The following is a 25,157-nucleotide window of genomic DNA, read 5'->3' as shown; positions in this document are numbered from 1 at the left end:
CCCCAAGGTTCCGCCAAGTAAAGAATACCTTGCCTCATAGGTTTTAATTTCGCGCTTGCGGGATCAATACGGGCTAAAGGCGAGCCGCAGCTCCTCTAGCATGGATGCAAGTTGTTCTGGATCGTCGCCATTCTCGGTGATGACCGTTACGATGTCTTCTTTTTCGATGCGCGACAGATCAGTGGTTTCCAGAAATTTCTGCAACAAAGCCATGTTGAATTTGTCCGGAAACAGAAACTGTTCCGGATGATAGCCGCCCGCCAGGGCTTGTTCATCTGCCACTATCTTGGCTTTGACCGCCTGAAACTCTGCGGTTTCTCGGGCCAAATCGCCTTCGATATTGGCCATCTCGCGATACACAAACAAAGCATCAAAGGACACGTTTGACACAAGCGAAGCGACATCCCGTTGCGTCTTCATACGTGGCAAGGCATCGATGCTTTCCTGCGTCAAAGGCAGGCGTTTTTCCGAGAGGTCGATCAAGATCTGCAAGTGTTGCTTGAGGAATTCACCATCCTTCAGATCAAATTCCAGAGCTTTGATAACCGACTTGATCGGCTGCGGTCGCGCCTCTTGATCTGACTTGACCTGTGCCATTTCCTTATAGAGCGTATCCAACCCTGAGCGCGCAGCACGGATACGCTCCATACGCTCTTCGGTCAGTGCTTGTCGGCCAAGCATCCATGTCTTGGCGGTTTGGCGCAGCTCCGCCATTGGAATAGCCACATCCTTATGGGCGCTGATCCGGCCCGAGGCGGCATTTGCGGCAAAGAAACGGTCGTTGATCTCTTTGGCAATCGCCTCCATCACTTGTTCCCGAGCTTCCAATTTGGTCAGAAGTTTCGTCATGATTTGCGGATGGTCGCGCACGTAATAAGGGTCCGTTTCATGCGCCATCCGCCGACCGAACCCCTTCATTGCGCGGATATCAACCTTGAGTTCGACCAATTCCGCCTTGAAGTTCAGATGCATGGGCAGAATGTCTTCTTCCGCCTCGGCCCAATTGATCCGCATCTCAAGCTGGTCGGTCGCATAGCCACGTTCGCGGATTACCAGTTCGACATCTTCAACCCGGTCCTGAGTGCCTTCAATACGCGTTTCCAGCAATTCGGCTTTGAATGCGATCTCCCGGGTCTTCAACTTGAGCTTGGACAGCTCTTGTTCGTCCAGTACCGCTTGTTTCGCATCCTCTTCGATCTGACAAATCTGGTCTTTGAGAATGGATGCCGCGGTGATCATGGGATGGGTTGGGCAGGCGGTTTGAAACGCAATCAACGCCTCACAGCCCGCGTTCGAGTTTTCCTGCCACATGACATTGCAGGCCTCATCCGCTTCTGGCAGCGCCGCGACCGGCCCTTCTTTCAAGGGCAACAGCGCAGGCAAGACCTGACTGTCTTGCAAGATCCGCTGCATCGGAATGGCATAGTTAAAGCCCGTGCGGCTATCACCAGCATGATGCAGGCCGACCACGGTCTGATCGAGGATGTTGAAAACCGGCGATCCGGAATTTCCGACCAGCGTGTCACAGCTATGAACCAGTTTACCCTCAGAAGACACCGCCGGGTCCGTCGCCGCGCAACCCTCGCGGCTGATATGCTGCGCCTGCCCGGCTGGATGGCCAATGATCCAAAGGAACCCGCCATTTGGAGGCTCAGCATCGGTCAAGGTCACAGTGCCGAATTCTTCGGACGGGTTTCCAAAGACCTTAAGCACGCTGTAATCCAGCTCTCGATTGGTTTCGACCGGGTCGGTGAGCACCTGAAATTTCTTCGCCCCCTGCCCCAGGGCCTGATCCGTGAACCCCATAACCAATTGCGCGCTGACAACACGGGCGCTGCCAATGCCGGGAATGCAGTGATTGTTGGTCACCACATGGCTGTCATCGACAATAAAAGCCGTGCAAAACCCGAGCTTGTTATTGTCGCTGAAAATGTCCAGCCGCCCGACTGGGACACCCAAACGACGCGCGGCGCTGTTTTCAGAATAGATGGCCACGGGTTCGTTCTGATACGAGCCAAAGGCCTGTTCCAGGATCAAATTGCCTTGAGCCGATTGGCGCGGGGCGACGATGATCTTGCCATAATCGGCGGGGTCAAATTCTATGTCCTGCGCCGAAACTGGCAAGGCCGCCGAAAAACACAACAAGGCAGAACAAAAGCGAGCAATAAAAAAGCGCATTCAAACCTCCCTGGGCGAATGCGCTTAGTCTAGCATAGCGGGCCCAAACGGCCAAAGCTGCTTAATTGATCAGGGTCGGCTTGCTGACCGGGTTTGCCTGTTTGGGCATAACACCCAGACGTTTGGCCACCTCGGTGTAGGCGTCAGTCAAGCTGCCGAGATCACGGCGGAACACGTCCTTGTCCAGCTTTTGACCGGTTTCAATATCCCACAGGCGGCAGCTGTCGGGGCTGATTTCATCAGCCACGACCAGGCGCTGGAAATCCCCTTCATAGATGCGGCCAATTTCGATTTTGAAATCGACCAGACGGATGCCAACACCATACATCAGACCCGACAGGTAATCATTGACCCGCAAGGCCAGCGCGACGATATCGTCCATATCCTGCTGGCTGGCCCAGCCAAAGGCGGCGATATGCTCTTCGGTGACCAGCGGATCCCCCAGCGCATCATCCTTATAGCAATATTCCACAATCGGGCGCGGCATGGCGGTGCCTTCTTCGATGCCCAAACGTTTGGAGATCGAGCCCGCGGCATAATTGCGTACGATCACTTCAAGCGGCACGATCTCACAGGCACGGACCAGCTGTTCGCGCATGTTCAGACGTTTGATGAAATGGGTCGGTACCCCCACAGCACCAAGGCCGGTCATGAAATATTCGCTCAGCATGTTGTTCAACACGCCCTTGCCCTCGATGACATCTTTCTTTTCGGCGTTGAACGCGGTGGCGTCATCCTTGAAATACTGCACAATCGTGCCCGGCTCCGGCCCTTCATACAGGGTTTTTGCCTTGCCTTCGTAGATCTTTTTGCGCCGTGTCATCGGAGCCCTTTCCATATCAGGTCGCAGAGGGGCCAAACGCCCTGCATTGCGGGTGGCGCACACATAGGCCAAGCTGGGCTCAGCCGCAAGCATTGTGGCATCTGCGGCGCTTCGGCACTTGCACCCAAGCGCAAGTTGTCACATATCGAAAAGGAAACATTCATCCCGAGGGAGCCAAATCAATGACAACCTTCGACGAGCGTGAAAGCGCATTCGAAAACAAGTTCGCGCATGACGAAGAAATGAACTTCAAGGCACAGGCCCGCGCCAACAAGCTGCTGGGTCTTTGGGCCGCTGAAAAGATGGGCAAAACCGGTGACGAAGCCGAAGCATATGCCAAAGAAGTCATCGTTGCTGACTTTGAAGAAGCCGGCCACGAGGATGTCGTGCGCAAGGTTGTTGGCGATATGGGCGATGTGACCGCCGAAGAAATTCGCGCAAAAATGGCGGAATTGCTGCTGGTCGCCAAAGAGCAGATGGTCAACGAAGTCTGATCTAGACACTTTGACAGAACAATTTGAAAGGCACCCGTTAGGGTGCCTTTTTGTTTTTGTGAACAATTCCACATATTCAAAATGTAGCATTAACCCGCGCAAAGCACTCTGACTGCTAAACCTTTGGCAACTTGAGTGGAGTGGTGTGGTGGTCAAATCAAAACTCTTGCAATCGGGCGATGTGGTCAAACGCCTGCTGCCCTTGGCGATTGGCCTGGGCTTTATGGGGTTATTGTGGACCAAGACCCAAGACCTGGATTGGTTCGCTGTCCAGCAATCGTTTGAGGCAATCCCGCATTGGCGTTGGGCTGCAGCCCTTTTGGCAAGCGTGATCAGCTTTTGGGCGGTGGCGCAGTATGACGTGATCGCACATCGCCATTTCGGCACAGCTATGCCGGCACGCGCGGCCCGCCACGCCGGGGCCGCCGCCATCGCCATTGGTCAGACCACAGGTTTTGGCCCCGTCATCGGCGCAGCTATTCGCTGGCGGTTGATGCCCGCCTTGGGACATGCCCAAATCGCCCGTGTCACCGGGTTTGTCACGCTTGGTTTTCTGAGCGCTTGGGCCTTGCTCAGTGCGACAATCGCCCTGCCCTTGCTCATCGGGCAATCCTGGCTTGCCTTTCTGTTGTTTCCAATCGCGGCCCTTGGGTTCGGTGGCGTTTTGTTGTGCTATCCGGAATTGAGGCTGTTTGGCTTCAAACTCAACCTCCCCAGCCTGCGCGCCATGTCCCAGATGACGTTGCTTGCAGGGTGCGACCTGATCTTTGCCGGTCTCGCGCTTCACCTGTTGCTGCCGCCAGAGATTGCGCCCTCGCTGCCAATTCTTGTGGCAGCTTTTGCCTTGGCCCTGGGGGCCGGCATGATGGGCGGCACCCCCGGTGGCGTTGGACCGTTTGAATTGGCCTTGTTGGCGCTTATCCCCGCATCCGATGTCGCGGGACTGGCTGCGGCCCTGATCGCCTTTCGGCTGGTCTATTACGTTATTCCCTGCATCGCAGGATTGACCTATGCGGCTTTGGGGCGTGTTGAAACACCTGACCTGGAAATCGTGCAGCCCCTTGTCCAGCAGGGTTCGCGGGCGGAACATGCTATCACGCGTCAATCCAGAACACAGGGCCTGCGCCAAAAAACGGCTGAGGCCGAATTGCTGGAAACGCCGCAAAGCTTAGCCCTGTTTCTAGGGCCGAGCCGGGGCCAGATTGCAGAGCTCCTCACGCCCCTGCGCCGCCGGGCCTTTACGCAAAATCGTCATGCCTGCCTTTACAAAGTCACCGCCCAAGATGCGGTTCAGGCCCGCAAGAACGGTTGGACCGTCACCGCCATAGCGCATGAGGCGGTTATCGATACGCGCAGCTACAGCACAACCGGCCCAGAAAGGCGCCAGTTACGGCGTTTCTTGCGTAAGGCCAGCAAGGCCAAGGTGGTCTTTGCTCCGATAGACGCCCCTGACTGGCCCTCCTTGCATGCCATTCATAAGGAATGGGAGGAACAGCACGGTCAGGAACGTGGGCTGACCATGGGCCGGTTTTGTCCGCTCTACCTTCTGGATAAGCCTTTGTTCGGGGCCTATCAGAATGGTGTGCTGATCGGCTTTATCTCGGGGCTGAGTGCACCGGGCGTCCTAAGCCTCGACCTCATGCGCCATCGGTCTGATATTCCAAACGGAACCATGCATGGGTTGATGGATTACATGATCACATGGGCGCAGGAGCGAGAAATTGACGAGGTTTGCCTTGCCGCCGTGCCACACCCGCACCTTGCCAAGCGTCTAAGTTTGCCGCCGGGTCTGACCCGTTTCAAAGCCAGCTTTGCGCCACGCTGGCGGCCATTATACATGGCCGCGCCCAACAGAATGGCGTTGATCATATGCGCGCTGGACATCATGCGCACCGTGTTGCGTCCACCCGCCATACCTTACACAACCGCCGAACGCTGGCAGGTTGACGCCTTGATCACGGGGGAAACTGCACCTTTGCCATGTCTAACAAAGCTGCGCGAAACCGGATAAGTTCATACGTAAATCCACTCGGATGGGCTTGCTATTCCCAGTACCCTCTGCTCTGTCAGACAAGCGCGCGGAATAGAGGTATCACATGAGCAACATTCTCAAGGCGAGCCTCTGGATGACCGGAGCGATCCTGTCTTTCACCTCCATGGCCATTGCCGGACGGGCGGTGAGCCTGGATCTCGATACGTTTGAGATCATGATGTATCGCTCGCTGATCGGGATCGTGATCGTCTTAAGCGTCTCGCACATTGTCGGCACCCGCCACCAAATCGAGCGCTCTAATTTGGGACTGCATTTCCTACGCAACCTCGCACATTTCACCGGGCAAAACCTGTGGTTCTTTGCCCTGACGGTCATCCCCCTTGCCCAGGTCTTTGCGCTCGAATTCACCTCACCCATCTGGGTTTTGCTGCTCAGCCCCTTGGTCTTGCAAGAACGGCTCAGCCTCAACCGCGTCCTCGCAGCCCTTATCGGCTTTATTGGCATTCTGATCGTCACCCGTCCCGAAGCCGACAATCTCAGCTTTGGCCAACTCGCAGCTGCGCTGGCCGCGATAGGCTTTGCGGGCTCTGCGGTGTTCACACGGCTTTTGACGCGCAAGACCTCGATCACCAATATCCTGTTCTGGCTGACACTGATGCAGGCAGGGATGGGGCTTATCTGCGCTGGGTATGATGGCGATATTGCCCTGCCCTCGCTGGATTCATTGCCTTGGGTGGTTTTGATCTCGGTCGCGGGCCTTGTTGCGCATTTCTGCCTGACAACAGCGCTGGGCCTCGCGCCCGCAACCGTCGTGATCCCAATCGATTTCACCCGCCTGCCCGTGATCGCCCTGGTCGGGATGTTGCTGTATCAGGAACCGTTGGATGGCTTTGTTTTTCTTGGCGCTTTGATCATCTTTGCGGCCAACTACACCAATATCTGGTTTGAGACGCGAAAAGCGCACTCTTAGAGTGTTACAAAAACGTGACGCAGCGTCGAACCACGTCACCTTTACGTATAGTCAAAATTGACCGGGCTTGAATGGTGCTTTTACCATAATGCTTGGAGACAACCCGAAAACCGGGACGAGGGAAGATATGAAAAAAACACTCTGGACCGCAGGCGCGGTCATAGCGACAGCGTCAGCCGCATCCGCCGCTGGCATTGAGCGCGCGAGCAACGATTACGGTATTTTGTTTCAGGATGGCCATCAGGCTTCTGTTTCGGCGACCTTTGTGAACCCCAGGGTTTCTGGTGACTATGTGGGCGGTGGGTCGACAGGAAACATGTCTAAGAACTACGTCGCGACGTCTGCATCCTACAAGGGTGACTTTGGCGAACGTTTGTCGTTTGGGCTTTTCTTGAACGATGCTTACGGGGCTGACGCGGAATATACTGCCGGAGCATATACTGGGTTGGCCGCAGAATGGGACAGCAAGCAGATCGCAGCCATCCTTCGTTATGGCGTAACAGATCGTTTCTCGGTCTATGGCGGTTTTCGCTACGTTCAAAGCGATGCCAACATCGTAATTCCCGGCCAGTTTTTTGCGCCTCGGGTTCAAGCCGGTGCAGACGAAGCGCAAACCGCCGCTGATACTTTGGCCGGGTTGGGTGCCGCAGATCCGTTGCATCCGCTGCACACTCAGTATTTGACCGCGGTTGGAACGGCTGCGCAACTGAACGGCGTGTTGGCCGCCTATGGCGGCGGCGCAGGCGCTGCTCCAAACATTCTTGATTACACCGCCAAGGGCGACAAGACCGGCGATTGGGGCTATGTCGTTGGTGCCGCGTACGAAAAGCAGGAAATCGCACTTCGTGTCGCTTTGACATATGAAAGTGCGATCACGCACACATTCGATACACGGGAAGCTTTGCCGGGCCTCGGTATCGGTGCCGATACAAAAACCGAAGTTGAGATGCCCCAGTCTTTGACACTCGACTTTCAGTCGGGCGTTGCAAAAGACACTCTTGTGTTTGGCAGCATCAAATGGACGGAATGGTCGAAATGGGAAGTACGCCCGCCTGAGTATTCTGATCTGACCGGTTCTGAAATCACCGGGTTTGACAATGACACCATCACCTACCGCCTTGGTGTCGGTCGCAAATTTACAGATTACACCTCGGGTTTTGCGCAGGTTCGCTATGAAAAGTCGAACGGCGGCGTAGCATCTCGTTTGGCACCCACAGACGGTATGTTCGCCTTCGGTGTTGGTGGTCAGTACACCAAAGACAACATCAAGATCCGAGGCGGGATGGAGTATGTGAAGCTCGGTGATGCCGAAGACGCGAGCGGCACCAAGTTTGAAGGCAACTCTGCTTTTGGTGTCGGCGTGTCACTGAGCATGTCCTTCTAAGCTGGATTTCAACGCAAATGAAAACACCCAAGTTCGGGCTTGGGTGTTTTTTTAGTGCTTATGTGTTGGATCCTTCGCTTTGGAAAAACGCGTTTCTTTTGGATGAGCGCAGGGTTTCCGCCCAGAGCTTCTGGTAGCGCCTACCCGCTCCGATGGTTCAGCCCACATTTTGCGATGAATAGATTGGCTTCATCAGGATCGGCGTGAGGTACATTGGAAACTGGTAACACCCGAGAAAGATCAAGAATTCGGGTGTTTGAGTAAAGCTTGATGCCACAAGGAAAAGCGCCACGTTTCGGTTCCCGGATACAATTGCAAAGGGCACGCGCTCCTTTTTGTATCCGCATCTTTTCAGTGCGAAGAACGCAGCAATCTGAGCCCCAAAATTGAGCGCAAAGGCGAACAGTAACCAAGCCACCACCTGACCGGGTGCTTTGGATAACATGGGGGCGATGGCGCTCATCAAGCCAATGACGATGACCGCCAGCGTCACTGAGATGACACCATCAAGCACTTGGGTTTCTTCGGCGCGCATCTTTGGTTTGAACACCGCGCGGCCCAAAAACCCAATCGCCACGGCGGCGGTCAGCGATAGGCCCAATGTGACTGCGGCGTCCAGAGCTTCTTGCCAATTCCCCAAGGCTGGCGAGACCCAAAAAATCGGTAAGATCGTCAGCGGCATAAGCAGCGTACCCAATGTCAGCACGCGAAAGGCGGGTTCAGGCGCATGACCAAGCATGACCGACATATTCGGCGCCGCGGTTACGGGCGGTGCGGCCAAGACAAGAAGGCCTGTGATGACAACCGGTGAATGATGTAGGCCCGCAGCCCACGCCGCCAACAAAAGCGCCAGCGGCAATCCCAACTGATAGGCCAAAACGAGGGTTAAAGTGCTTTTGAAACTCCTCAACCCGCGCAAGGCATCCGGTAAACCGATCCGAATGGCGTTGAGACAGAGCAAAGCCAGAACTAGCTCACTTAGCCAGGGGCGTAGAAACGCGGCAACTTGTGGCAGGAGCAATCCCGCCACAAGTCCGGCAATCAGAACAAAACGTCCGTGTCGCGCCAGGAGGCGCAGTAAGCCAAGCAAGGTTTAGCCACCTGGCCCCTGACGAATATTGTCGGGCAGCCATGTGGCCAGTTCTGGCCAGACCACCAGGATCACAACCATCACCAACATCAGCCCCACCATCGGGATCGCTGTCTTGGCGATGTAACCGATTTCGTGGCGCGTCATGCCTTGAAGGACAAACAGGTTGAAGCCAATGGGCGGCGTCACCTGCGCGGTTTCAATCACCACAACTAGGAAGATCCCGAACCAGATCACATCAATACCGGCCTGACGGATCATCGGCTCGACAATCGCCATGGTCAGAACAACCGAAGAAAGCCCGTCCATGAACATGCCAAGGATGAGGTAGAAGATCGTCAGAACCGCAATCAATGCCACCGGAGACAGGCCCCATCCATCGATCATTTCGGCCAGGGCGCGTGGCAGGCCGGTAAAGCCCATGGATAGCGACAGGAACGCCGCTCCCATCAGAATGAATGCGATCATCGCCGAGGTTTTTGTCGCGCCCATCAGGCTGTCACGAAAGGTTTCCCACCCCAAAGACCCCTGCAAGGCAGACAAGGCCAATGCACCGACGACTCCGACAGCGGCCGCTTCGGTCGCCGTGGCATAGCCCAGATACATCGAGCCGATGACCACAAAGACCAAACCAAACAGCGGCAGCAAAAAGCGACTTTCGGCAAACATCTTTCCAAGCGACATGGCCGGTTCTGCCTCGGGGCGCTGACTTTTATAGGCAAAGTGCCAGGCGATGATGTAGAGCATGAACAGCCCCGCCAGTACGAGCCCGGGAAAGACACCAGCCATGAACAGCTTGGTGATGCTTTCATTGATCGTCACACCATACACGATCAGCGTCAGCGATGGCGGGATCATCAGACCCAATGTTGCCGCACCGGCCAGGGTGCCGATAATCATGAACTCAGGATAGCCGCGTTTGCGCAGCTCGGGGATCGACATTTTGCCGACCATATTAAGCGTCGCCGCCGAAGAACCGGACACCGCGGCAAAGATCGTACAACCGGCAATATTGGTGTGCAAAAGCCCACCGGGCAGGAAGCGCATCCACGGCGCGAGACCGCGAAACATATCCTCGGATAATCGGGTTCGATACAGGATCTCGCCCATCCAGATAAACAGCGGCAAGGCCGTGAGGGTCCAGCTTGAGGCTCCGGTCCAGATCGTTGTGATCATGGCGTCGCCCGCTGGGCGCGAGGTGAAAAGCTCCATGCCAACCCAGGCTACCCCCATAAGCGCAAGCCCAATCCAGACGGAGCCGCCAAGGAGCGCAAAGAGCACGAAGAGGAAGATGACTGTTGCGTAGAGTTCGCTCATTATTCCAGCACCTCCGAATGAATTTGACTTTCACGCAAGGCCAGAAGCCGCGTGAGATAATCCCAGATTGCGATCGCCAAAAGAATGGTTCCGATCGACATAGGCAGTTGAGGCAACCAGACCGGGGTATAGACCCATTCCGAACCGGTCTTGGCCCACATTTCCCCCCATTTGGCGGGGGAACTGGCGAACATGGCAAAGAAAGTGAGCAACCATTCGGGAACAAAGTCTTGCCCCTGGGTGCGGTCGTTCAGGATCTCGGACATGATGTTTGTCTTGATCGCGTAGCGCGCAAAATAGGTGGCTGTGACTGCGGCGATGAGCATCGCGACCGCATCCAGCCAGAACTTGGTGTGTTCGTTGAGATTAAGCAGCACCGAAACCCGGATATGCCCGCCTTGGGTCAGCGTATAAGCCAACGCGAAAAACGAGGTCGCGGCCATGGAATAACCCGCATATTCCGTTGAGCCCGGAAAGGTCATATTGGACCAGCGCGCAACCATCTGCCCGATGATCAGCAACAGGATCACAACCATGAAAATGGCGGCCAGAACACCGGAGGCCTTGTAAACCCGGTCCAGCAACCGCCAGACAGGTTGCAACTGATTGGCCGCTTTTGGTCCCTGCCAAAAGCAATAAAGCGCCAGACATGTCGGAAAAACAAAGAGCCACACCCATAAGGGCAGCCCCAGAAAAGGTTGCCAATCTCGCATATATTTGTCCCTGTCGTAAGAGCGGCCCGTAGGTGAAACGGGCCGCCTGTTCGCTTAGTTTGCGTTATAGGCGTCTAGGATTGCCTGACCGTCTGCCCCGACTTCGGAAAGCCAGTCAGCCGTCATTTTTTCACCGATGGCTTCCAGCTCAGCCAGGAAGTCCGGACCGGCATCTGTCACCTTCATGCCATTGGCTTCGAGCTGTTCGAAATACCAGTTGGCCAGTTCCGCAGATTTCGCCGAGCAAGCCGCGCCGGTTTCGTCAGCCGCTTTCTGGATCGCGGCCTGGGTGTCGGCGCTGAGACCTTCCCAGATGCCTTTGTTGACCATGACATAGTTTCGCGGCAGCCAAGCGTTCACTTTGTAATAGTGAGACAGGTGTTCCCAAACCTTGCGGTCATAACCGGTTGAACCGGAAGATATAAAGGCCTCAGCCACGCCAGTCGCCAAAGCCTGGCTCAGTTCTGCGGCCTCGACCTGAACCGGGACCATGCCCAGCTCTTCGGCAAAAGTCGCCGTGGCGGTGTTGTAGGAGCGGAACTTGACCCCTTGTGTATCCTTGGAAGAGCCGACTTCTTTCTTGAAGTAAAAGCCCTGACCCGGCCATGGGCAGGTGTAAAGCGCAACGAGGTTCAGGTCGGAAAGCTGCGCGTTGACCTTGTCTTTGGCGGCGGCCCAAAGCTTTTCGTTGTTTTCATAAGAGGTTGCGATGAAAGGCAGGTTGTCCCAGCCCAAAAGCGGCGCTTCGTTGGCATGAGCGGACATGAAACGTTCGCCAATCGGAGCCTGACCTGTCTGAATGGCGCGCTTGATTTCGCCCCCTTTGAACAGAGATCCGCCCGGATGAACGGTGATATCGATGTCGCCACCGGTATATTCCCGAACCTTATCGGCGAAAACCACACCCATTTCAGAGTGATAGTTGGTTGCCGCATAGGCCATAGGCATATCCCACTTTTCAGCGGCAACTGCGCTACCGGCAATCGCGAGAGCGACGGCCGCTGCAGCGGTGTTCAGTTTTTTGGACAGTGCGTTCATTTTGTTTCTCCCTGAATTGGTGCACTTTTCTTGGCTATTACTTCGCTGCGAACCGCATGGGTTCGAAGGGACGCAAATCTTGGTTTGAATGGTTTCCGGCGATCATATCCGCCACAAGACGACCCGTCTTAGGCCCGCCCGTCAAGCCGATATGATGATGGCCAAAGGCCGTGAAGACGCCGCTGTTTTTGACTTCGCCAATCAATGGCAGGCTGTCGGTTGGTGCCGGGCGATAGCCAAGCCATTCTTCGGCGCTTTCATAGGTGAGGTCTGGAAAGAACTCCTGAACCTTGCGGCGCAACAGTTTGAGCGGCGCTTTTGACCGTTGCTCGGTCAGGCCCCCAAATTCGACGATGCCTGCACAACGCACCCCTTGATCCATAGATGTGGCCACAAATTTGCCTGCTGACAACATCATCGGGTTGTTGGGGCGTTGGCTCGGCTCTTTGAAAACAATGTGATAGCCGCGTTCCGCCTCAAGCGGGACAGACAGGCCCAGTTTCTCCATCAGGGGTTTTGACCAGACCCCGGATGACACAATCGCCTTATCACAATGAATGCGGCCTTCGCTTGTATCGACAGCACTGATCTGGCCGCCGCTCATCTCGAAATCTTTGACTTCGGCCTGGATAAACTTGCCGCCCAGTTCCTCAAGCAGTTTGACAAGATCCTGCACATAAGAGCCGGGATTATGGATAAAGCCATGGTCCTTCATGATTGCCAGAAGCTGAGTATTTTTACCCAGGATCGGCTCGGCCTCCTGAACTGCCGCACCCTCGATGATCTCGGGAACAAACCCGGCCTCTTCGCGCAACTGCCAGGTAAAGGCATCTGCTTCAAAGGCAGCGCGGTTCGCATAGGCAAAGTTGTATTGGCTTTCCTGCACCCATTTGGCCGCATCTGTCCCAGCTGTCAGCGCCTGGTGCTGTTCAAGGCTGTCACCGACAATGGTGTTCAAACCTTGGCTGATGCGACGCGTATCCGCAGTATTGGCGTGACCAAGATATTTCACCAGCCAGGGGATCAGCTTGGGCGCATAACTCCAACGCATGAATAGCGGAAAATCTGGATTGGCCAGGTAAACCGGCCCCTTGGCCAAAAGGCCGGGACCCGTCACCGGGACAATAGAACAACGTGCCAAAATGCAGCCATTCCCGTAAGAGGCCCCCATGCCCGGTGTGCCTTTGTCGAGGAGCGTCACGTCGAATCCCGCGCGTCTCAGCCAAATGGCCGAGGCAGCACCCACGATCCCAGCCCCTACGATGACGACATGCTTTGAATTCATTAACCAGCTTCCCCTGTTGAGATTCGAAGTCTGGCAGGGGTGCGATATCATTTCCAATACAAATTTGTGGAACATCCATTAGGAAAAATGATATCCATCCCGAATGAGACTTCGATTCAGACAGTTGCAGGCCTTTCACGCTATTGTCGAGGTGGGAACCGTGACCGGTGCCGCCGAGGCGCTGGGAATCTCTCAGCCGGGTATTTCAAACCTCTTGGCAGAGCTTGAACGCCAGACCGGCCTCAAACTGTTTGAGCGTCTGCATGGACGGCTTGTCCCGACACCTGAGGCGGAGTTGATGTATCGTGAAGTCGATACTGTGGTGCGCGGGTTGGATCACGTGACGCAGACGGTAGTTGATCTGCAAAACAAGCAAGCCGGTCAATTGCAGGTTGCTTCGCAACACTCCATGTCCTTTGGATTTATGCCGCGGACCATCGCCGAATTCGCCAGAACGCGCCCGGACATGAATATTTCATTTCAGTCGCAATACAGCTCAAAGATCCAGGAATGGGTGTTGTCCGGTTTGTTTGAGATCGGGATCTGCGAGATGCCGATGCTGTATGACACGCTGAATGTTTATCCGCTGCATGTGGAAACCAAGGTCGCCTTGCACCGCGACAATCCATTGGCCGCGTATGAAGTTCTCACGCCGGAGCTTTTGCGCGGCGAGCCCTTTATCGTTATGGGCCCTGATCACATTACCCAACGTCGGCTTCGCGATGTGTTTGAAAAGGCTGATGTCCCGCTCAAGACGCGCGTAAACTCACACCTTTTCAAAAACTTGTTGAGCTTTGTTAAAGAAGGAATGGGCGTGTCACTCTTGGATCGGTTCGGGCTGGAATTCGATTACGACGACCGCTTTGTCGCGCGCGATTTTGAACCCCGTATCACAATGGATCTGGCGGTCATTACATCGGCCACACGCCCCTTGTCACAAGTGGGTAAGGAGTTTTTGGCCTATTTGTTACAAGAGTTGGAGCCCTATTCCGCGACCGGCAGCTTGCGAAAACTCTCGCGCGACAAGGTGTGAGCTTAGAAAATGATCTAAGAGTGCGTGACTTATGAGTTTTCAGGAAAGTCGACAGTTCCGAACACCAGAGGATCTCCACTTGCAACTGCAGATTGACCGGACCGCAGGCGTTTTTGCATCACATGTGCATTAGTGCACTACGTTCCCATTGGAAAACTTGACCAATTGGTCGGTCTGAATGCAAACTTGCAAAGGGGAACATGCAAGATTGAAGCTGAATACAGTGACCAGAACGCTAATTGAGGTAAATCTTCAACCTGTTTGGAGCGCTTTCTTTGATGGCAAGGAGCTGACAATCAAGGGCAAAAAGACAATGGCCCTTGTAACCTATTTGGCGTTTGAGCCACACTCACATAATCATCGCGATGTGATCGCTGCCTTGCTGTGGCCGGATACCTCACAGGCCAATGCCCGCGCTTCGTTGCGCCAAGCGCTGTCGCAGCTTAGACGTCAGTTGGGGGAGGCTGCAGACACGGTTCTGGAAACGAATGGCAGTTCCATCGGCTTTGCCGACTGTGTGCTCAGAACCGATGCGGATACGGTGTTTGATACCATTCGCGACGGTGTTTTTGAGAAAAGCCATCAGGACTGGGCTGCAAATCTGCGCGAAATGCTCCGCCCCTTGGATGGTGTTTCCAACGATTTTGACGACTGGTTGCATGGCCTGCTTGGCAAGCTCGAAATGCAATTGGTTGAGGTGCTGGAACGCCAGTTTTCCGCACCCAATATCGCGATTGAGCAACGTTTGCGCATGGCCGAAACCGTTCTTTCGTTGGATGAGTACAACGAAAAGGCCGTGCAGGCTCAAATGGCCTGCCACGCCGCGATGAACGACAATGCCACGGCATTGCGGGTGTACCGCGATTTCTTTGACAAGCTCGATGCAGAGCTGGGCGGGGAACCCTCGCCCGAGACGCAGCAACTCGTGGCGAAAATCAAATTGTCTGGTCCGTACGGTCCACCGGATACGATCCAGAGGATCGAGCGCCCTGCCCGCCCGGCAGAAAAACGCAAACTGACCATGGTTGCTGTGCTGCCGTTTGAACGGCTTGGGCCGACCAATATTTCGCGCTTTCAGGTCCTGGCGCTGCTTGAACAGATCACCTGCCATTTGGCGGCGTTTAAATCGCCCGGCGTGATCTCTAGCAACAGCACGCGCCACTATATCGATAACCCGCCCAGAATTTCGGATATCGAACATGACCTTGGCGCGCATTATGTTGTGACCGGCTCGATCACGGCTGCAGGACCCAAGGTTCAACTCTCGGTGCAAATGGTGGGCGTTGATGATGAGCGGATCCTGTGGGCGACGACTTTGGCACTTGACCCCGAGGCCTTGCTGCTTGAAAGCGTCTCATTGGCCGAGCAAATCAGCCTTGCGATCGAACCCTCGCTGAATATCGCGGAATTGGAACGCTCCGAGGTTCTTCCGCTCGAAGAGTTGGAACCGCATCACTATGTCTTGCGCGCCAAGAACCTGATGTTCTCGCTTGGGCGCAGCGATTTTTCCGAGGCCAAGCGCATTCTGGATGTGGTGCAAACCAAACATCCACATTTTGGGCCGGGCCATACGGTCTTGGCGGAATGGTATGCCATCAACCTCTGGCAAGGTTGGTCAGCCAATGCTGATGCCGAACGTCATCACCTGGAACAGCATTCCCGCCGCGCCGTTGCTTTGACGCCGCAAAACGGGCGCGCCCTGGCGATGTGGGGGCATAACAAAATCACGCTGGATCGCGACTATGACAGCTCTTTCAACCTGTTTGAACGTGCGGTGCGCCTGTCCCCCAACGATTCCGAAACCTTGATCTGGACTGTTCCGACGCTGGCCTATGGGGGCGAGCCTGAATTGGCCTTGGACCACGCAGAAAGGGCGTTTTCCCTTTCGCCAGCAGACCCGTTCCTGTTCCGCAATGAACATTTTCTTTCTGTCGCGCATTACGTGAACGAAAACTACGAAGAGGCGGCGCGATATGGCCTGTCATGCTTCCGTCGTGCGCCGAATTACAGTTCGAACACACGTGCGACGATTGCCTCGCTTGTATCGCTGGATCGCGTCGATGATGCGCGTTTTCTCGTCGAACACCACAACTCGATTGCGCCGGAATTCTCGGTTGAAACCTTTAAGGGCAACCATGGATATCGCCATGCCCGCGACCGGGCGGATTATGCGCAAAAACTGATTTCAGCCGGATTGCCGGACTGACAATGCGTCGACAATGCGATCTCGGTTTCGCATTGGGTTTGTTGTTTTTGGTGCCTCACAGTCGCTGATCTGGACAGGTTTGGAATACCTGACTTGCCAGAGACTGCAGGATTTACGTTTCTTTGACGCATGTTTTACGCGTCCAACCTATTCAAAGGTTATTATATTGGGAGAGGACATTATGAGCATCTTGGGCAATTCGCACGGTCATTCGCACGGCCATTCACATGGGCATTCCCATGGACATTCGCACGGCCATTCGATGGCTGTCGCAGCACCGGGCACCGGGATGACCCATCCGGTTGTTGAACCGCTTGTGGATGACGGCACATTGGGTCCGGTGGATAGCGGCCCCTTTCTTGAGATCGAAGTGCATCCCGACCTTTGGGTGCTCGACAAGATCCCGACTTTGGTCGAAGGCCTGCCTGCCGAGTTGCTCGACGGGATGAAGACCGAGCTTCAGGCGATCCTGGACGGTCTGAAGGAAGACGGCACCAAACCCGGGAAAAACCCGGCAGATGTTGTCAAAGAAGACCTAGAGCGCGCGCTTTATGGCCGTTCGGAATCGCTGCGGGTGTTTGGTGGCGAAATTTCGTCCCAGTCCGGAAATTTTCAGGGGTATTACCATTCCCTTCTGTCGCTGAATTCCCGTCAGTTCCCGGCCACCATGCGGCTGATCGCGTTGGTATATGGTGTTGCGGGCATCGTTGGCATGAAGATGAAGTTGCATTTCATGCGCGCCCGCCCTGTTCAGGTCTGGCCCGGCCTTTTCCCGGTTTTGCCAACGCCGCCGCATCCATCTTATCCCAGCAATCACGCAACTCAGGCCTATAGCGTGTCCAAAATTCTGGGCCGTGTCCTGACCCAGACCAAGCGCGCCGGAACCGAAGAGCATGTCGCGACCATGTCCGAGCGGATTGCCCGCAACCGCGAATATGCCGGGTTGCATTTCGCCAGTGATACCGCTGCGGGTGATGCGGTTTCGACAGCATTGATTGACCACCTCGCCGATCAACCGCTGGTCCAGGACCTGATGGCGCGCGCCATTCTTGAGCTGGGGATCGCAGAATGACCGAGGCATGCCGAGATGCGCTTGGCTGCTCTATTCCGGCAAAGGGCGGCGTGGTGCAACGCGTCGCCTGCGCGCCGGATACAGCGCCGCGCCAAAGCTTTCACCTGCTGGGCGATTACCTTTCTGACCCGAATTTCTGGCCGGTCAAATATCAAGGTGCGCGTGGCACCTGCAACGCGTTTGCCGTGAATGCGGCGGTGGAGTTGGACCATTGGCTACGGGACAAATCACAGCCAATCACACCACTTTCCGAAGAATACATCTATGCAAAGATGCGTGGGATCAGCCTTACGGATAAACGCCTGAACCTTGATCTGACGAAACGACAGCTTGAGGAGCGGAAAAAGAGCGGTGCGACCTATCTTGCGCAGGCCGTGATCGCCTTGGCTGAAAACGGTGTCTGCCGCGCCGATCTTGCCCCTTATTCGCAGCGCGGGGCAATCAATCACTATCAAAAAGAGTTCACTGAAGAAGCCGAGGCAGATGCAGCGACCCGCCGCTCCAACGCTGCAGATCTGAGGCATTACATTGTCGTGCCGGGCGATGATCAGATCTTTTTCGGACCGGAAAGATGCTGGGAACCCCCTTTGGAAAAAGACGGTTCGCCGCAGGCCTGTTCTGACATCATCTATTCGGCCCTGGCCCAGGGAGCCCCGGTCGTTGCCGGGTTCGGTGTCTTGTCACAGGTGGGCAAAGCCGCCTGGTTTGGACTCAGAGCTTATCGGTTTGGCGGCATTCACTATCCGTCTGACAAACTGGTGCGCGAGGAAAAACTGGGGCCCTCGGGCGGTCACGCGATTTGCATCGTTGGATATGAACGTGACGAAGCCACTGGCAAAGGCTGGTTTGTCTTCCGCAACAGCTTTGGCAGTTTCGGCTTTAGTGCAGATCGCGACGATGACGACTTGCTGCCGATCGCGATTGCGCGGGGATATGGTTATATCTCATCCGACGATGTGGATCGGTACTGCTGGGAGCTGATGTATCGCCAGCCCGAGGCTTTGGTGGCCTAGGTCAATAACTGGTCACATCAAACGGCGCAATTTCCTGCGCCGTCATGATATAGCCGATATCCGCTAGCGGCGTAGATGCAGATGCTGTGTCAAAGATCCCGGTCACTTCGACCGGGTCAAACAGCCCGTCATATTCATAGGGCGTTTCTGTCGTAACCAGGATCAACTGGTTTGCCGGAGGCGGGGGCACATGGATGCAGGCACCGACAAATGGGGCCAAAATGAACATGGTGATCCCCTGCCCTGTCAGATCCAGCGGCACAACGAATCCGGGAATGCGGACCACGGAGCCGTTGAACTTCTGCGTCACCGCCTCAGCCTTTTCCTGCTCAAACCCGCTGGATAGTTCACCGTGATTGATAACCCCCAATTCGCGCAGGTCTTTCATCAACAGAGCGAAATCCGGGTCAGGGACCAAATCCCCCCAATCCAATGCAATCACATTCGGCTTGGCCAATCCACGCCCAGAAACCACGCCAAAAGACGTTGCAAGCAAAGTCAATAAAGCCTGTCTGCGGTTCATCGCATGTCCCATTTCAATCAACCGCCAAGCCAGATTTCTGTGCGATGCCAATATATTGGTTCGCGGCAAAGACATCGGCAATGGTTGTGGGGCGGAAAACCTGCATCGCTCGGTTCACATCTTTGGCATAACGCCAATCCGCCCGCGCACCAAACTGACGCGCCACGGCGGGCGCGAGATCAGGGTCAGTTTGCAGCAGCGCCATCACCTGTGCCTCAATCGCGCGCTTGACGCGTTTGTCACCGGTTTGGCCATGGATTGCCAACGCTTCGATCATGCGCTCGCGCAGCGCAACCGGGTGTTGTTTTGCATCTGTCAAATGGCGCGCGACCATGTCGACCCCTTGCGCCCCTTTGAGTTCAATCAAAGCCGTTGCATAGGCCCCCAAATAGGGCAGATCGCGCGTGATACCTTTGGCCAGCCCCTCTTGAAGGCGGCCGGCATAAGACGCATCGCCAGACAACCCCGTCATTAGCACGCGAATAGGCTCAAGATCCTCATCTGAGCTGAGCTTGTCAGTTTGCAAAAACGTCATCCGCGGAAGACGAAGATTGCGCAGCAGACCGTAATCCGCCCGGTCCAACTCCAACAATGCGAGGCGGCGAATATCCGGGTTGTTGCTGTTCAGGTGTTTGGCAAAAAGCTGAAACCGGCCTTGATCCCCTTCGTAAAGCCAGGTTTCGCGTTGCGCGATCACCCGTTTCACCAGCTTTTCATAAGCGGGATCCAAGACCGCCAATTGTGTCCAAGGGCCATAGGCACCGTCGCGCGCATATAAGAGCTTGGCGCGCTGGGAGCGGGCCAGAAACGCCTTGGTTTCGTTGTCCAAATCGGCTGGAAGGGCGACAGCCTGGCTAGGTCCAACCAGACCAGACACCACCCGCACCCCCTGCCCGTTCGCCGTTGGACGCGCCAAAACCACATGCTCACTGGCAAGCAGGAAATCGACAAGCGTCGGATCAGGCACATAGCTGTGAAAGGCGCAGGCATGTATCACCTGAGGTGCTGCCACGCCCAAGGCCAGCGCCAAACCTATGTTTCGAAGACTGTTTTTGAGGCGTCGCAAAACTCTCAGACCCTGATTTGCATCCCATCCGCCAATGACAAACGATAGGCCCGGATGGCCGGGGCGAGGCTGGCCAAAATGGCGGCGACCATGACCCAGCCCAAAAGGATGACCTCATCGCGCGTCAAAGGCGATATGTCCAAGTATAACCCAAATTGCGCATCCACATAGGGGCGTGCCAAAAACAACCCGGCATAAAGCAATATTACGCCCAAGATCACGGCCATGAGGCTCATGAATACTGCCTCGGCCATCAGTAAGGCAAAGATCGTCCGGGGCGCCGCCCCCAAGGTTCGCAAAATCGCCATCTCGCGCCGTCGCTCGTTCAACCCGGAAAACACCATGGCGACCATACCCATCAAGGCCGTGACGACAACCATGGCCGAAACGCCCATCAGTGCGGTTTCCGCCACGCTGATCACCTCCCACAATTCGGCCAGCGCCACCCCGGGTAAAATGGCCAGCAAAGGTTCTTGGGCATAATCGTTGACCCAGCGTTGCAGGCCAAACACTTGGAGACGGGATTCAAGCCCGATCAACGCCGCCGTGATCGCCTTGGGGCGCAGATCCATCGCTCGGACGTCTTCAGCGGAGATCGGATCACGGCTCTGCGCGCCGCCTTGCCAATCCACGTGAATGGCTTCAATCGCTTCGAGGCTCACAAAAACGGTGCGATCGACCGGTGTTCCGGTCTTTTCCAAAATCCCAGACACGCGAAATGGTTTGTCATCGTGATGCACGAAAGAAGCGATGCCATGGGCAACAACGATGGATTGATCAACCTCATATCCTAGTGATTTCGCCACATCGGCCCCTATAACGGCGTCAAACAAGTCGTCAAACCGCTGCCCCTTGGCCAGCTCCAGCGATCGGTCACGGCGGTATTTGTACCGGTCAAAAAAGGCCGTGGTCGTGCCCAGCACACGAAAGCCGCGATGGCTATCGCCAAGGGACATGGGCACACTCCAGGCAACCTCGGGGCGCGCGGCAATATCCTGATAGCTTTGCCAACTGACATTATTCGTGGCATTACCAATGCGGAAGACCGAATAAAGCAGCAATTGCACGCTGCCTGACCGCGCCCCGATGATAAGATCCGTGCCGGAAATCGTGTCGGCAAAGCTGTCCTTGGCACCGGTCCTGACCTTTTCAACACCAAGAAACAAGGCAACCGACAGCGCCATGGCGATCACCGTCAGGCCGACAGTCAGACGGCGGCTGAGCAGCGATAAAACGGCGAGACGCAGGAGGATCATGTAATGTCACCTCTCTGAACAAGCTCTGCCATGGAAATGCTGCGGTCAAAGTGTTGCGCCAAGCGGGTGTCATGGCTGACCATCAACAAGGTGGCATTCGCAGCCTCAACCTGTTCGATCAACAGGTCGACAAAGGCGGATTGGCTGGCCGCGTCCAGCGCTGAGGTCGGTTCATCCGCGATCACCACGCTTGGGCCGCCGATCAAAGCACGTGCAACGGCAACACGTTGCTGTTGTCCGGTGCTGAGGTCAGAGGTTGCGGCTTTGCTTACCTGCGCCTCGCTTAATCCCAAAGCTTGGCACAATCTCAAGGCTTCCTGCTGCGGGGCGCTCACCCTCTGGCTCCGCTTGGCTGAGAATGACAGAGGCAATAGGATATTTTCCAAGGGGGAGGCGTAGGGAAGCAAGTTAAATTGTTGAAATATCAACCCGATCTGATCGGCGCGTAGCCTGTCTTTTTGACGAGCGGACAAGGTGGTTAGGTCGGTGCCATTGACCTCTAACTGCCCGGCATCCGGCGTTACAATCCCGCAAATGAGGCTCAGCAAGGTGGATTTTCCCGACCCGCTTTCACCGGACAGAAAAACCTTTTCCCCGATCGTGATTTCGAGTTGCGGAATGTCGAGGGCAAAGCCGTGTTTGCCCTTCCAATCAAAGGCAATACCCCGAAGCCTGATCGCAGGACACGTGTCAGGCTTGGGTTCAGACATGATTTACCTCAATTTGAGTTCCGGCTGATCCGCGGACGCTTCCAGCAGCTTGGCGCCCGTCTCATCGATGAATTGGACATGTAGTTCCTTGGCATTTTTGAAGGCGGAAAAATAGCCCAAAGAGATCACATCAATGGCTGCTGTGTTCTGACAGCTCAGCACATATTCGGCGTGAAACTCTGAGTGTTGCGCATTTTCATGATCAGCATGATCATGCGAGTCTTCGTGATCATGATGGTCCTCATGATCGCCGTGCCCATGTTCCTCGTGATCCTCGTCATACTCGCCATTGTGCAACTCCGCCACGGCTTTGGTGACGTGGCAGTCAGCGGCTTCGGGCAATTGAAACACGTTCAAAGGCTCTGACAAGGCGGTCAATGCAGCTGCTATGGCATCCTTGTCATTTTGGGACTCTGCCGAATGTTCAAAGCCAACAATATCAAAACCTGGAACCTCAAGTTCTAACGCAATTTCAGAACCTTCTACGGCAATGTTCAACTTGCCCTCACCATGCACATGCGCATCGAGATCGCGTTGGGTTTCTGCTTGTGATGCCAAGGGGACAAGCGCCAGAGACGTGGACAGCAGAAGAGTTTTACAGGTCATGCGAATGCTCCGAAACCAAAACAGGTAGGGGTTTGTTATAGTATCACATAACGTCCCGCAATTGACGCTCGGAGCGCTGGCGATTACTTGCCAGTGACTGCGCCTAATCCGCCAACAGCTCTACATTGACCAGCGCCGTATGGGCGCTGCAGCCCTGCCCGAGTTGTGACGTGCCCACATCCAAAGTCAGTACATTTGGATTGCCGTTTTGGTCGATATTGTCCTGAGCGTCGCCGAACCACGCACCAGTCGGCAGCGCCACAACGCCTTGCAAAATGTCCTCGCTCACCTTGGCGCGAGCCCGGCAGGCACCGCGACTGTTAAAGACGCGCACCAAATCACCGCTCGAAATGTTTCGGGCGGCGGCGTCCACCGCGTTTATGACAAGTGTTTCGGGGCGCGCACCCTCATTGTCCTGAAGCGCCGCCTCTAACTGACTATGCAGCTTGTCCCCCGGCTGAGGAGAGACCATGTGCAGCGGTGCTTGCTCATCCGCCGATCCCAACCATTCCGACGGTGGCAACCATTTGGGATGCCCGGCGCAATCCGCGTATCCAAAACTGGCGATGGTCTCTGAGAAGATCTCGATCTTGCCCGAAGGTGTGCCAAGCGGATTTGCCTCTGGATCTTCGCGGAATTTGGCCAGCAGTGTCGGGACATATTCCTCTTGAACGATGGGCAGTTCGACCCAATTGCGGTCGCGCAACTCATCCAAATCAGGCACGTCAATTCCCGCGCTTTGCGCCTTATCGACATAGCCCTGATACAGGTGCCCCAGCCAGTCGCCACTGCTGCGCCCTTCGCTAAAGGCCTGACCAGCTTGCAATCGCTGCGCCAGCCCCCAAAAGATGTCGTAATCGTCGCACGCACCATATTGAGGCGGCACAAGAGCGGGCATGTGAAACAGGTAGTTATCCATGCCCGAGCGCCCGATATCCTCGCGCTCATACGGTGTTGTGGCAGGAAAGACGATATCGGCGCGTTTCGCGGTCGCCGTCCACCAGGGTTCATTGACGATCACGCAATCAGGATGCTGCCAGGCTTTGTGCAACTCCTTTAAATCCTGATGGTGGTGATAAGGGTTGCCACCGGCCCAGTAGATCAGCTTGATATCCGGGTAAGTCTTTGTTTCACCGTTGAATTCATAGTGACCACCGGGATTGCGCAGCATATCCCCGATACGGGCAACAGGGATGAAATACTTGATTGGGTTATGCCCTTGATCAAAGGTCATACCCTGCATCGGTTTCATCGCCTTGCCGATCCCGCCAATCGCGCCATAGCCATAGCCAATACCGCGCCCGGGCAAGCCGATTTGGCCGATCATCGCGCCAAGAACCGCTGACATCCAATAGGGTTGCTCCCCATGTTCTGCGCGCTGCAATGACCAGGCCGTGGTGATCATCGTCCGCCCACGCGCCATGCGCCGCGCCAGATCGCGGATGGTGTCGGCATCAACACCACATAGGGGCGCCGCCCATTCCGGCGTTTTGGCGATCCCGTCTTGCTCGCCCATCATATAAGGGCGGAACCGATCGAACCCGGTGGTGTATTTGTTCAGGAACTCATGGTCGCTCAAGCCTTCGCTCTCCAGCACATGGGCGATGGCTAGCATCAGGGCTGTGTCGCTGGCCGGCTTGCAGGGAATCCATTCGCTCCCCTCAATCCCGTCGCTGCGCTGCGGACCAATATTGATAAAGCGAATGCCCTTGTCGGCGTATTTGGCAAACCAATCGGCGGTGTCATGTTCCGTCACCCCGCCCATACTGACCTGAGCGTTCTTGGTGTTGATGCCGCCAAACATCACAATCGTATCGGCATTTTCGCCAATCGATTGCCAGCTTTCCTGGCAATCATAGGTGTATTGAAGGAACGGCATCCCCAACACATGAGGCATGATTGCCTGCGCGCAGCCGGTGGAATAGCTCCCAAAGGATGACACATAGCCGCCGATCTTGTTCAGAAATCTGTGCACCTGGCTTTGCGCATGGTGGAACCGCCCGGCCGAGCTCCAACCATAGGACCCGCCATAGATCGCCTGATTGCCATGCTCTTGCCGAATACGCTCGATCTCGGCTGCTGCGATATCAAGCGCTTCGTCCCAGGGCAGTTCCACATAATCGCCGTCACCCCGCCCTGCCCGGTCGCGACTGTTCAACCAGGCGCGGCGGATCGAGGGCTGTTTGACACGCAAGTCATGATGCACAGCCGCGGGCACGGCGGCTGGTATGCCCGAAGGGTTGGGATCTTTGTGGAAAGGTCGTGCGGCGATGATCTGACCGTCCTGAACATCAATTTCCATCGCGCCCCAATGGCTGGAGGTGACACGGGTTTCAATCGCACCGTTTTCAGAATTGTCCTTCGCCATACCCCATGCCCTCCGCACT

General features: G+C 55.6%; 21 protein-coding genes. 8 read left to right on the top strand and 13 right to left on the bottom strand.

The annotated features are described in order from the left end of the window. Window positions 1-63: 63 nt before the first annotated feature. Both CLV87_RS12330 and purC read right to left on the bottom strand, forming a co-directional pair. Complete coding sequence (locus CLV87_RS12330) at window positions 64-2,178, bottom strand: S1 family peptidase (protein ID WP_099245715.1); 2,115 nt, start codon at window positions 2,176-2,178, stop codon at window positions 64-66. A 61-nt stretch (window positions 2,179-2,239) separates the two neighbouring features. Further along, the gene (gene purC, locus CLV87_RS12325) at window positions 2,240-3,001 is read right to left on the bottom strand and encodes a phosphoribosylaminoimidazolesuccinocarboxamide synthase (protein WP_099247736.1); all 762 of its coding nucleotides are present in this window, start codon (window positions 2,999-3,001) and stop codon (window positions 2,240-2,242) included. A 182-nt stretch (window positions 3,002-3,183) separates the two neighbouring features. Here purC and CLV87_RS12320 point away from each other — a divergent pair, with 182 nt between their 5' ends. The 4 genes from CLV87_RS12320 (at window position 3,184) to CLV87_RS12305 (ending at window position 7,842) form a co-directional block, all read left to right on the top strand. Next, window positions 3,184-3,495, top strand: coding sequence for a DUF1476 domain-containing protein (locus CLV87_RS12320; protein WP_099245713.1), 312 nt, complete (start codon window positions 3,184-3,186; stop codon window positions 3,493-3,495). Window positions 3,496-3,643: 148 nt separating this feature from the next. Next, complete coding sequence (locus tag CLV87_RS12315) at window positions 3,644-5,506, top strand: phosphatidylglycerol lysyltransferase domain-containing protein (protein ID WP_133840774.1); 1,863 nt, start codon at window positions 3,644-3,646, stop codon at window positions 5,504-5,506. A gap of 85 nt (window positions 5,507-5,591) precedes the next feature. Further along, the gene (locus tag CLV87_RS12310; protein WP_099245709.1) at window positions 5,592-6,458 is read left to right on the top strand and encodes a DMT family transporter; all 867 of its coding nucleotides are present in this window, start codon (window positions 5,592-5,594) and stop codon (window positions 6,456-6,458) included. A 67-nt stretch (window positions 6,459-6,525) separates the two neighbouring features. Beyond that, entirely contained in the window at window positions 6,526-7,842 is a 1,317-nt protein-coding gene (locus CLV87_RS12305) for an OmpP1/FadL family transporter (protein ID WP_133840773.1), read from the top strand. Between the two features lie 157 nt (window positions 7,843-7,999). On the opposite strand, the gene CLV87_RS12300 is transcribed toward CLV87_RS12305, so the two are convergent. From CLV87_RS12300 to CLV87_RS12280, 5 genes are read right to left on the bottom strand one after another with little or no spacing between them, the layout of a single operon-like run. Then, a complete protein-coding gene (locus tag CLV87_RS12300; protein WP_133840772.1) occupies window positions 8,000-8,932 on the bottom strand; it encodes a hypothetical protein in 933 nt (310 codons plus the stop codon). A gap of 3 nt (window positions 8,933-8,935) precedes the next feature. Further along, entirely contained in the window at window positions 8,936-10,249 is a 1,314-nt protein-coding gene (locus CLV87_RS12295) for a TRAP transporter large permease (protein ID WP_099245703.1), read from the bottom strand. Further along, window positions 10,249-10,962 carry a TRAP transporter small permease gene (locus CLV87_RS12290; protein ID WP_099245701.1) on the bottom strand — a complete coding sequence of 238 codons (714 nt, stop codon included), beginning with the start codon at window positions 10,960-10,962 and terminating at the stop codon, window positions 10,249-10,251. The genes CLV87_RS12295 and CLV87_RS12290 overlap by 1 nt, the downstream gene beginning before the upstream one ends. A gap of 54 nt (window positions 10,963-11,016) precedes the next feature. Beyond that, the gene (locus tag CLV87_RS12285; protein ID WP_099245699.1) at window positions 11,017-12,000 is read right to left on the bottom strand and encodes a TRAP transporter substrate-binding protein; all 984 of its coding nucleotides are present in this window, start codon (window positions 11,998-12,000) and stop codon (window positions 11,017-11,019) included. Between the two features lie 37 nt (window positions 12,001-12,037). Next, window positions 12,038-13,285 carry an NAD(P)/FAD-dependent oxidoreductase gene (locus tag CLV87_RS12280; RefSeq protein ID WP_099245697.1) on the bottom strand — a complete coding sequence of 416 codons (1,248 nt, stop codon included), beginning with the start codon at window positions 13,283-13,285 and terminating at the stop codon, window positions 12,038-12,040. A gap of 103 nt (window positions 13,286-13,388) precedes the next feature. On the opposite strand from CLV87_RS12280, the gene CLV87_RS12275 reads away from it, so the two are divergent. From CLV87_RS12275 to CLV87_RS12260, 4 genes are all read left to right on the top strand, one after another. Next, window positions 13,389-14,318 carry a LysR family transcriptional regulator gene (locus tag CLV87_RS12275; protein WP_099245695.1) on the top strand — a complete coding sequence of 310 codons (930 nt, stop codon included), beginning with the start codon at window positions 13,389-13,391 and terminating at the stop codon, window positions 14,316-14,318. Window positions 14,319-14,631: 313 nt separating this feature from the next. Further along, window positions 14,632-16,524 carry a BTAD domain-containing putative transcriptional regulator gene (locus tag CLV87_RS12270; RefSeq protein ID WP_166652748.1) on the top strand — a complete coding sequence of 631 codons (1,893 nt, stop codon included), beginning with the start codon at window positions 14,632-14,634 and terminating at the stop codon, window positions 16,522-16,524. Window positions 16,525-16,786: 262 nt separating this feature from the next. Continuing rightward, window positions 16,787-17,596: a phosphatase PAP2 family protein gene (locus CLV87_RS23890; protein ID WP_166652747.1), complete on the top strand. Its 810-nt coding sequence runs from the start codon at window positions 16,787-16,789 to the stop codon at window positions 17,594-17,596. Further along, a complete protein-coding gene (locus CLV87_RS12260) occupies window positions 17,593-18,609 on the top strand; it encodes a C1 family peptidase (protein WP_099245691.1) in 1,017 nt (338 codons plus the stop codon). The genes CLV87_RS23890 and CLV87_RS12260 overlap by 4 nt, the downstream gene beginning before the upstream one ends. Before the next feature lies 1 nt (window position 18,610). Here CLV87_RS12260 and CLV87_RS12255 read toward each other — a convergent pair whose 3' ends face one another. The 6 genes from CLV87_RS12255 to CLV87_RS12230 form a co-directional block, all read right to left on the bottom strand. Further along, entirely contained in the window at window positions 18,611-19,111 is a 501-nt protein-coding gene (locus CLV87_RS12255) for a DUF3299 domain-containing protein (RefSeq protein ID WP_235871917.1), read from the bottom strand. Between the two features lie 34 nt (window positions 19,112-19,145). Continuing rightward, window positions 19,146-20,198: a hypothetical protein gene (locus CLV87_RS12250; protein WP_133840771.1), complete on the bottom strand. Its 1,053-nt coding sequence runs from the start codon at window positions 20,196-20,198 to the stop codon at window positions 19,146-19,148. 5 nt (window positions 20,199-20,203) lie between these two features. Next, on the bottom strand, window positions 20,204-21,451 hold the full coding sequence (locus CLV87_RS12245; RefSeq protein ID WP_099247732.1) for an ABC transporter permease: 1,248 nt from the start codon (window positions 21,449-21,451) through the stop codon (window positions 20,204-20,206). Next, window positions 21,451-22,164 (bottom strand): ABC transporter ATP-binding protein, encoded by a 714-nt coding sequence (locus tag CLV87_RS12240; RefSeq protein WP_099245687.1) that lies wholly within the window; start codon window positions 22,162-22,164, stop codon window positions 21,451-21,453. Before CLV87_RS12240 ends, CLV87_RS12245 begins: the two co-directional genes overlap by 1 nt. A gap of 3 nt (window positions 22,165-22,167) precedes the next feature. Continuing rightward, entirely contained in the window at window positions 22,168-22,770 is a 603-nt protein-coding gene (locus CLV87_RS12235) for a ZrgA family zinc uptake protein (protein ID WP_099245686.1), read from the bottom strand. A gap of 103 nt (window positions 22,771-22,873) precedes the next feature. Beyond that, the gene (locus CLV87_RS12230; protein WP_099245684.1) at window positions 22,874-25,138 is read right to left on the bottom strand and encodes a molybdopterin-dependent oxidoreductase; all 2,265 of its coding nucleotides are present in this window, start codon (window positions 25,136-25,138) and stop codon (window positions 22,874-22,876) included. Window positions 25,139-25,157: the final 19 nt, after the last annotated feature.

Origin of the sequence: Pelagimonas phthalicica (assembly GCF_004364805.1) — a bacterium.
Classification (GTDB): domain Bacteria; phylum Pseudomonadota; class Alphaproteobacteria; order Rhodobacterales; family Rhodobacteraceae; genus Pelagimonas; species Pelagimonas phthalicica.
The sequence above is the reverse complement of the archived record's forward strand: the minus strand, read 5'-3'. Positions and strand labels throughout refer to the sequence as shown.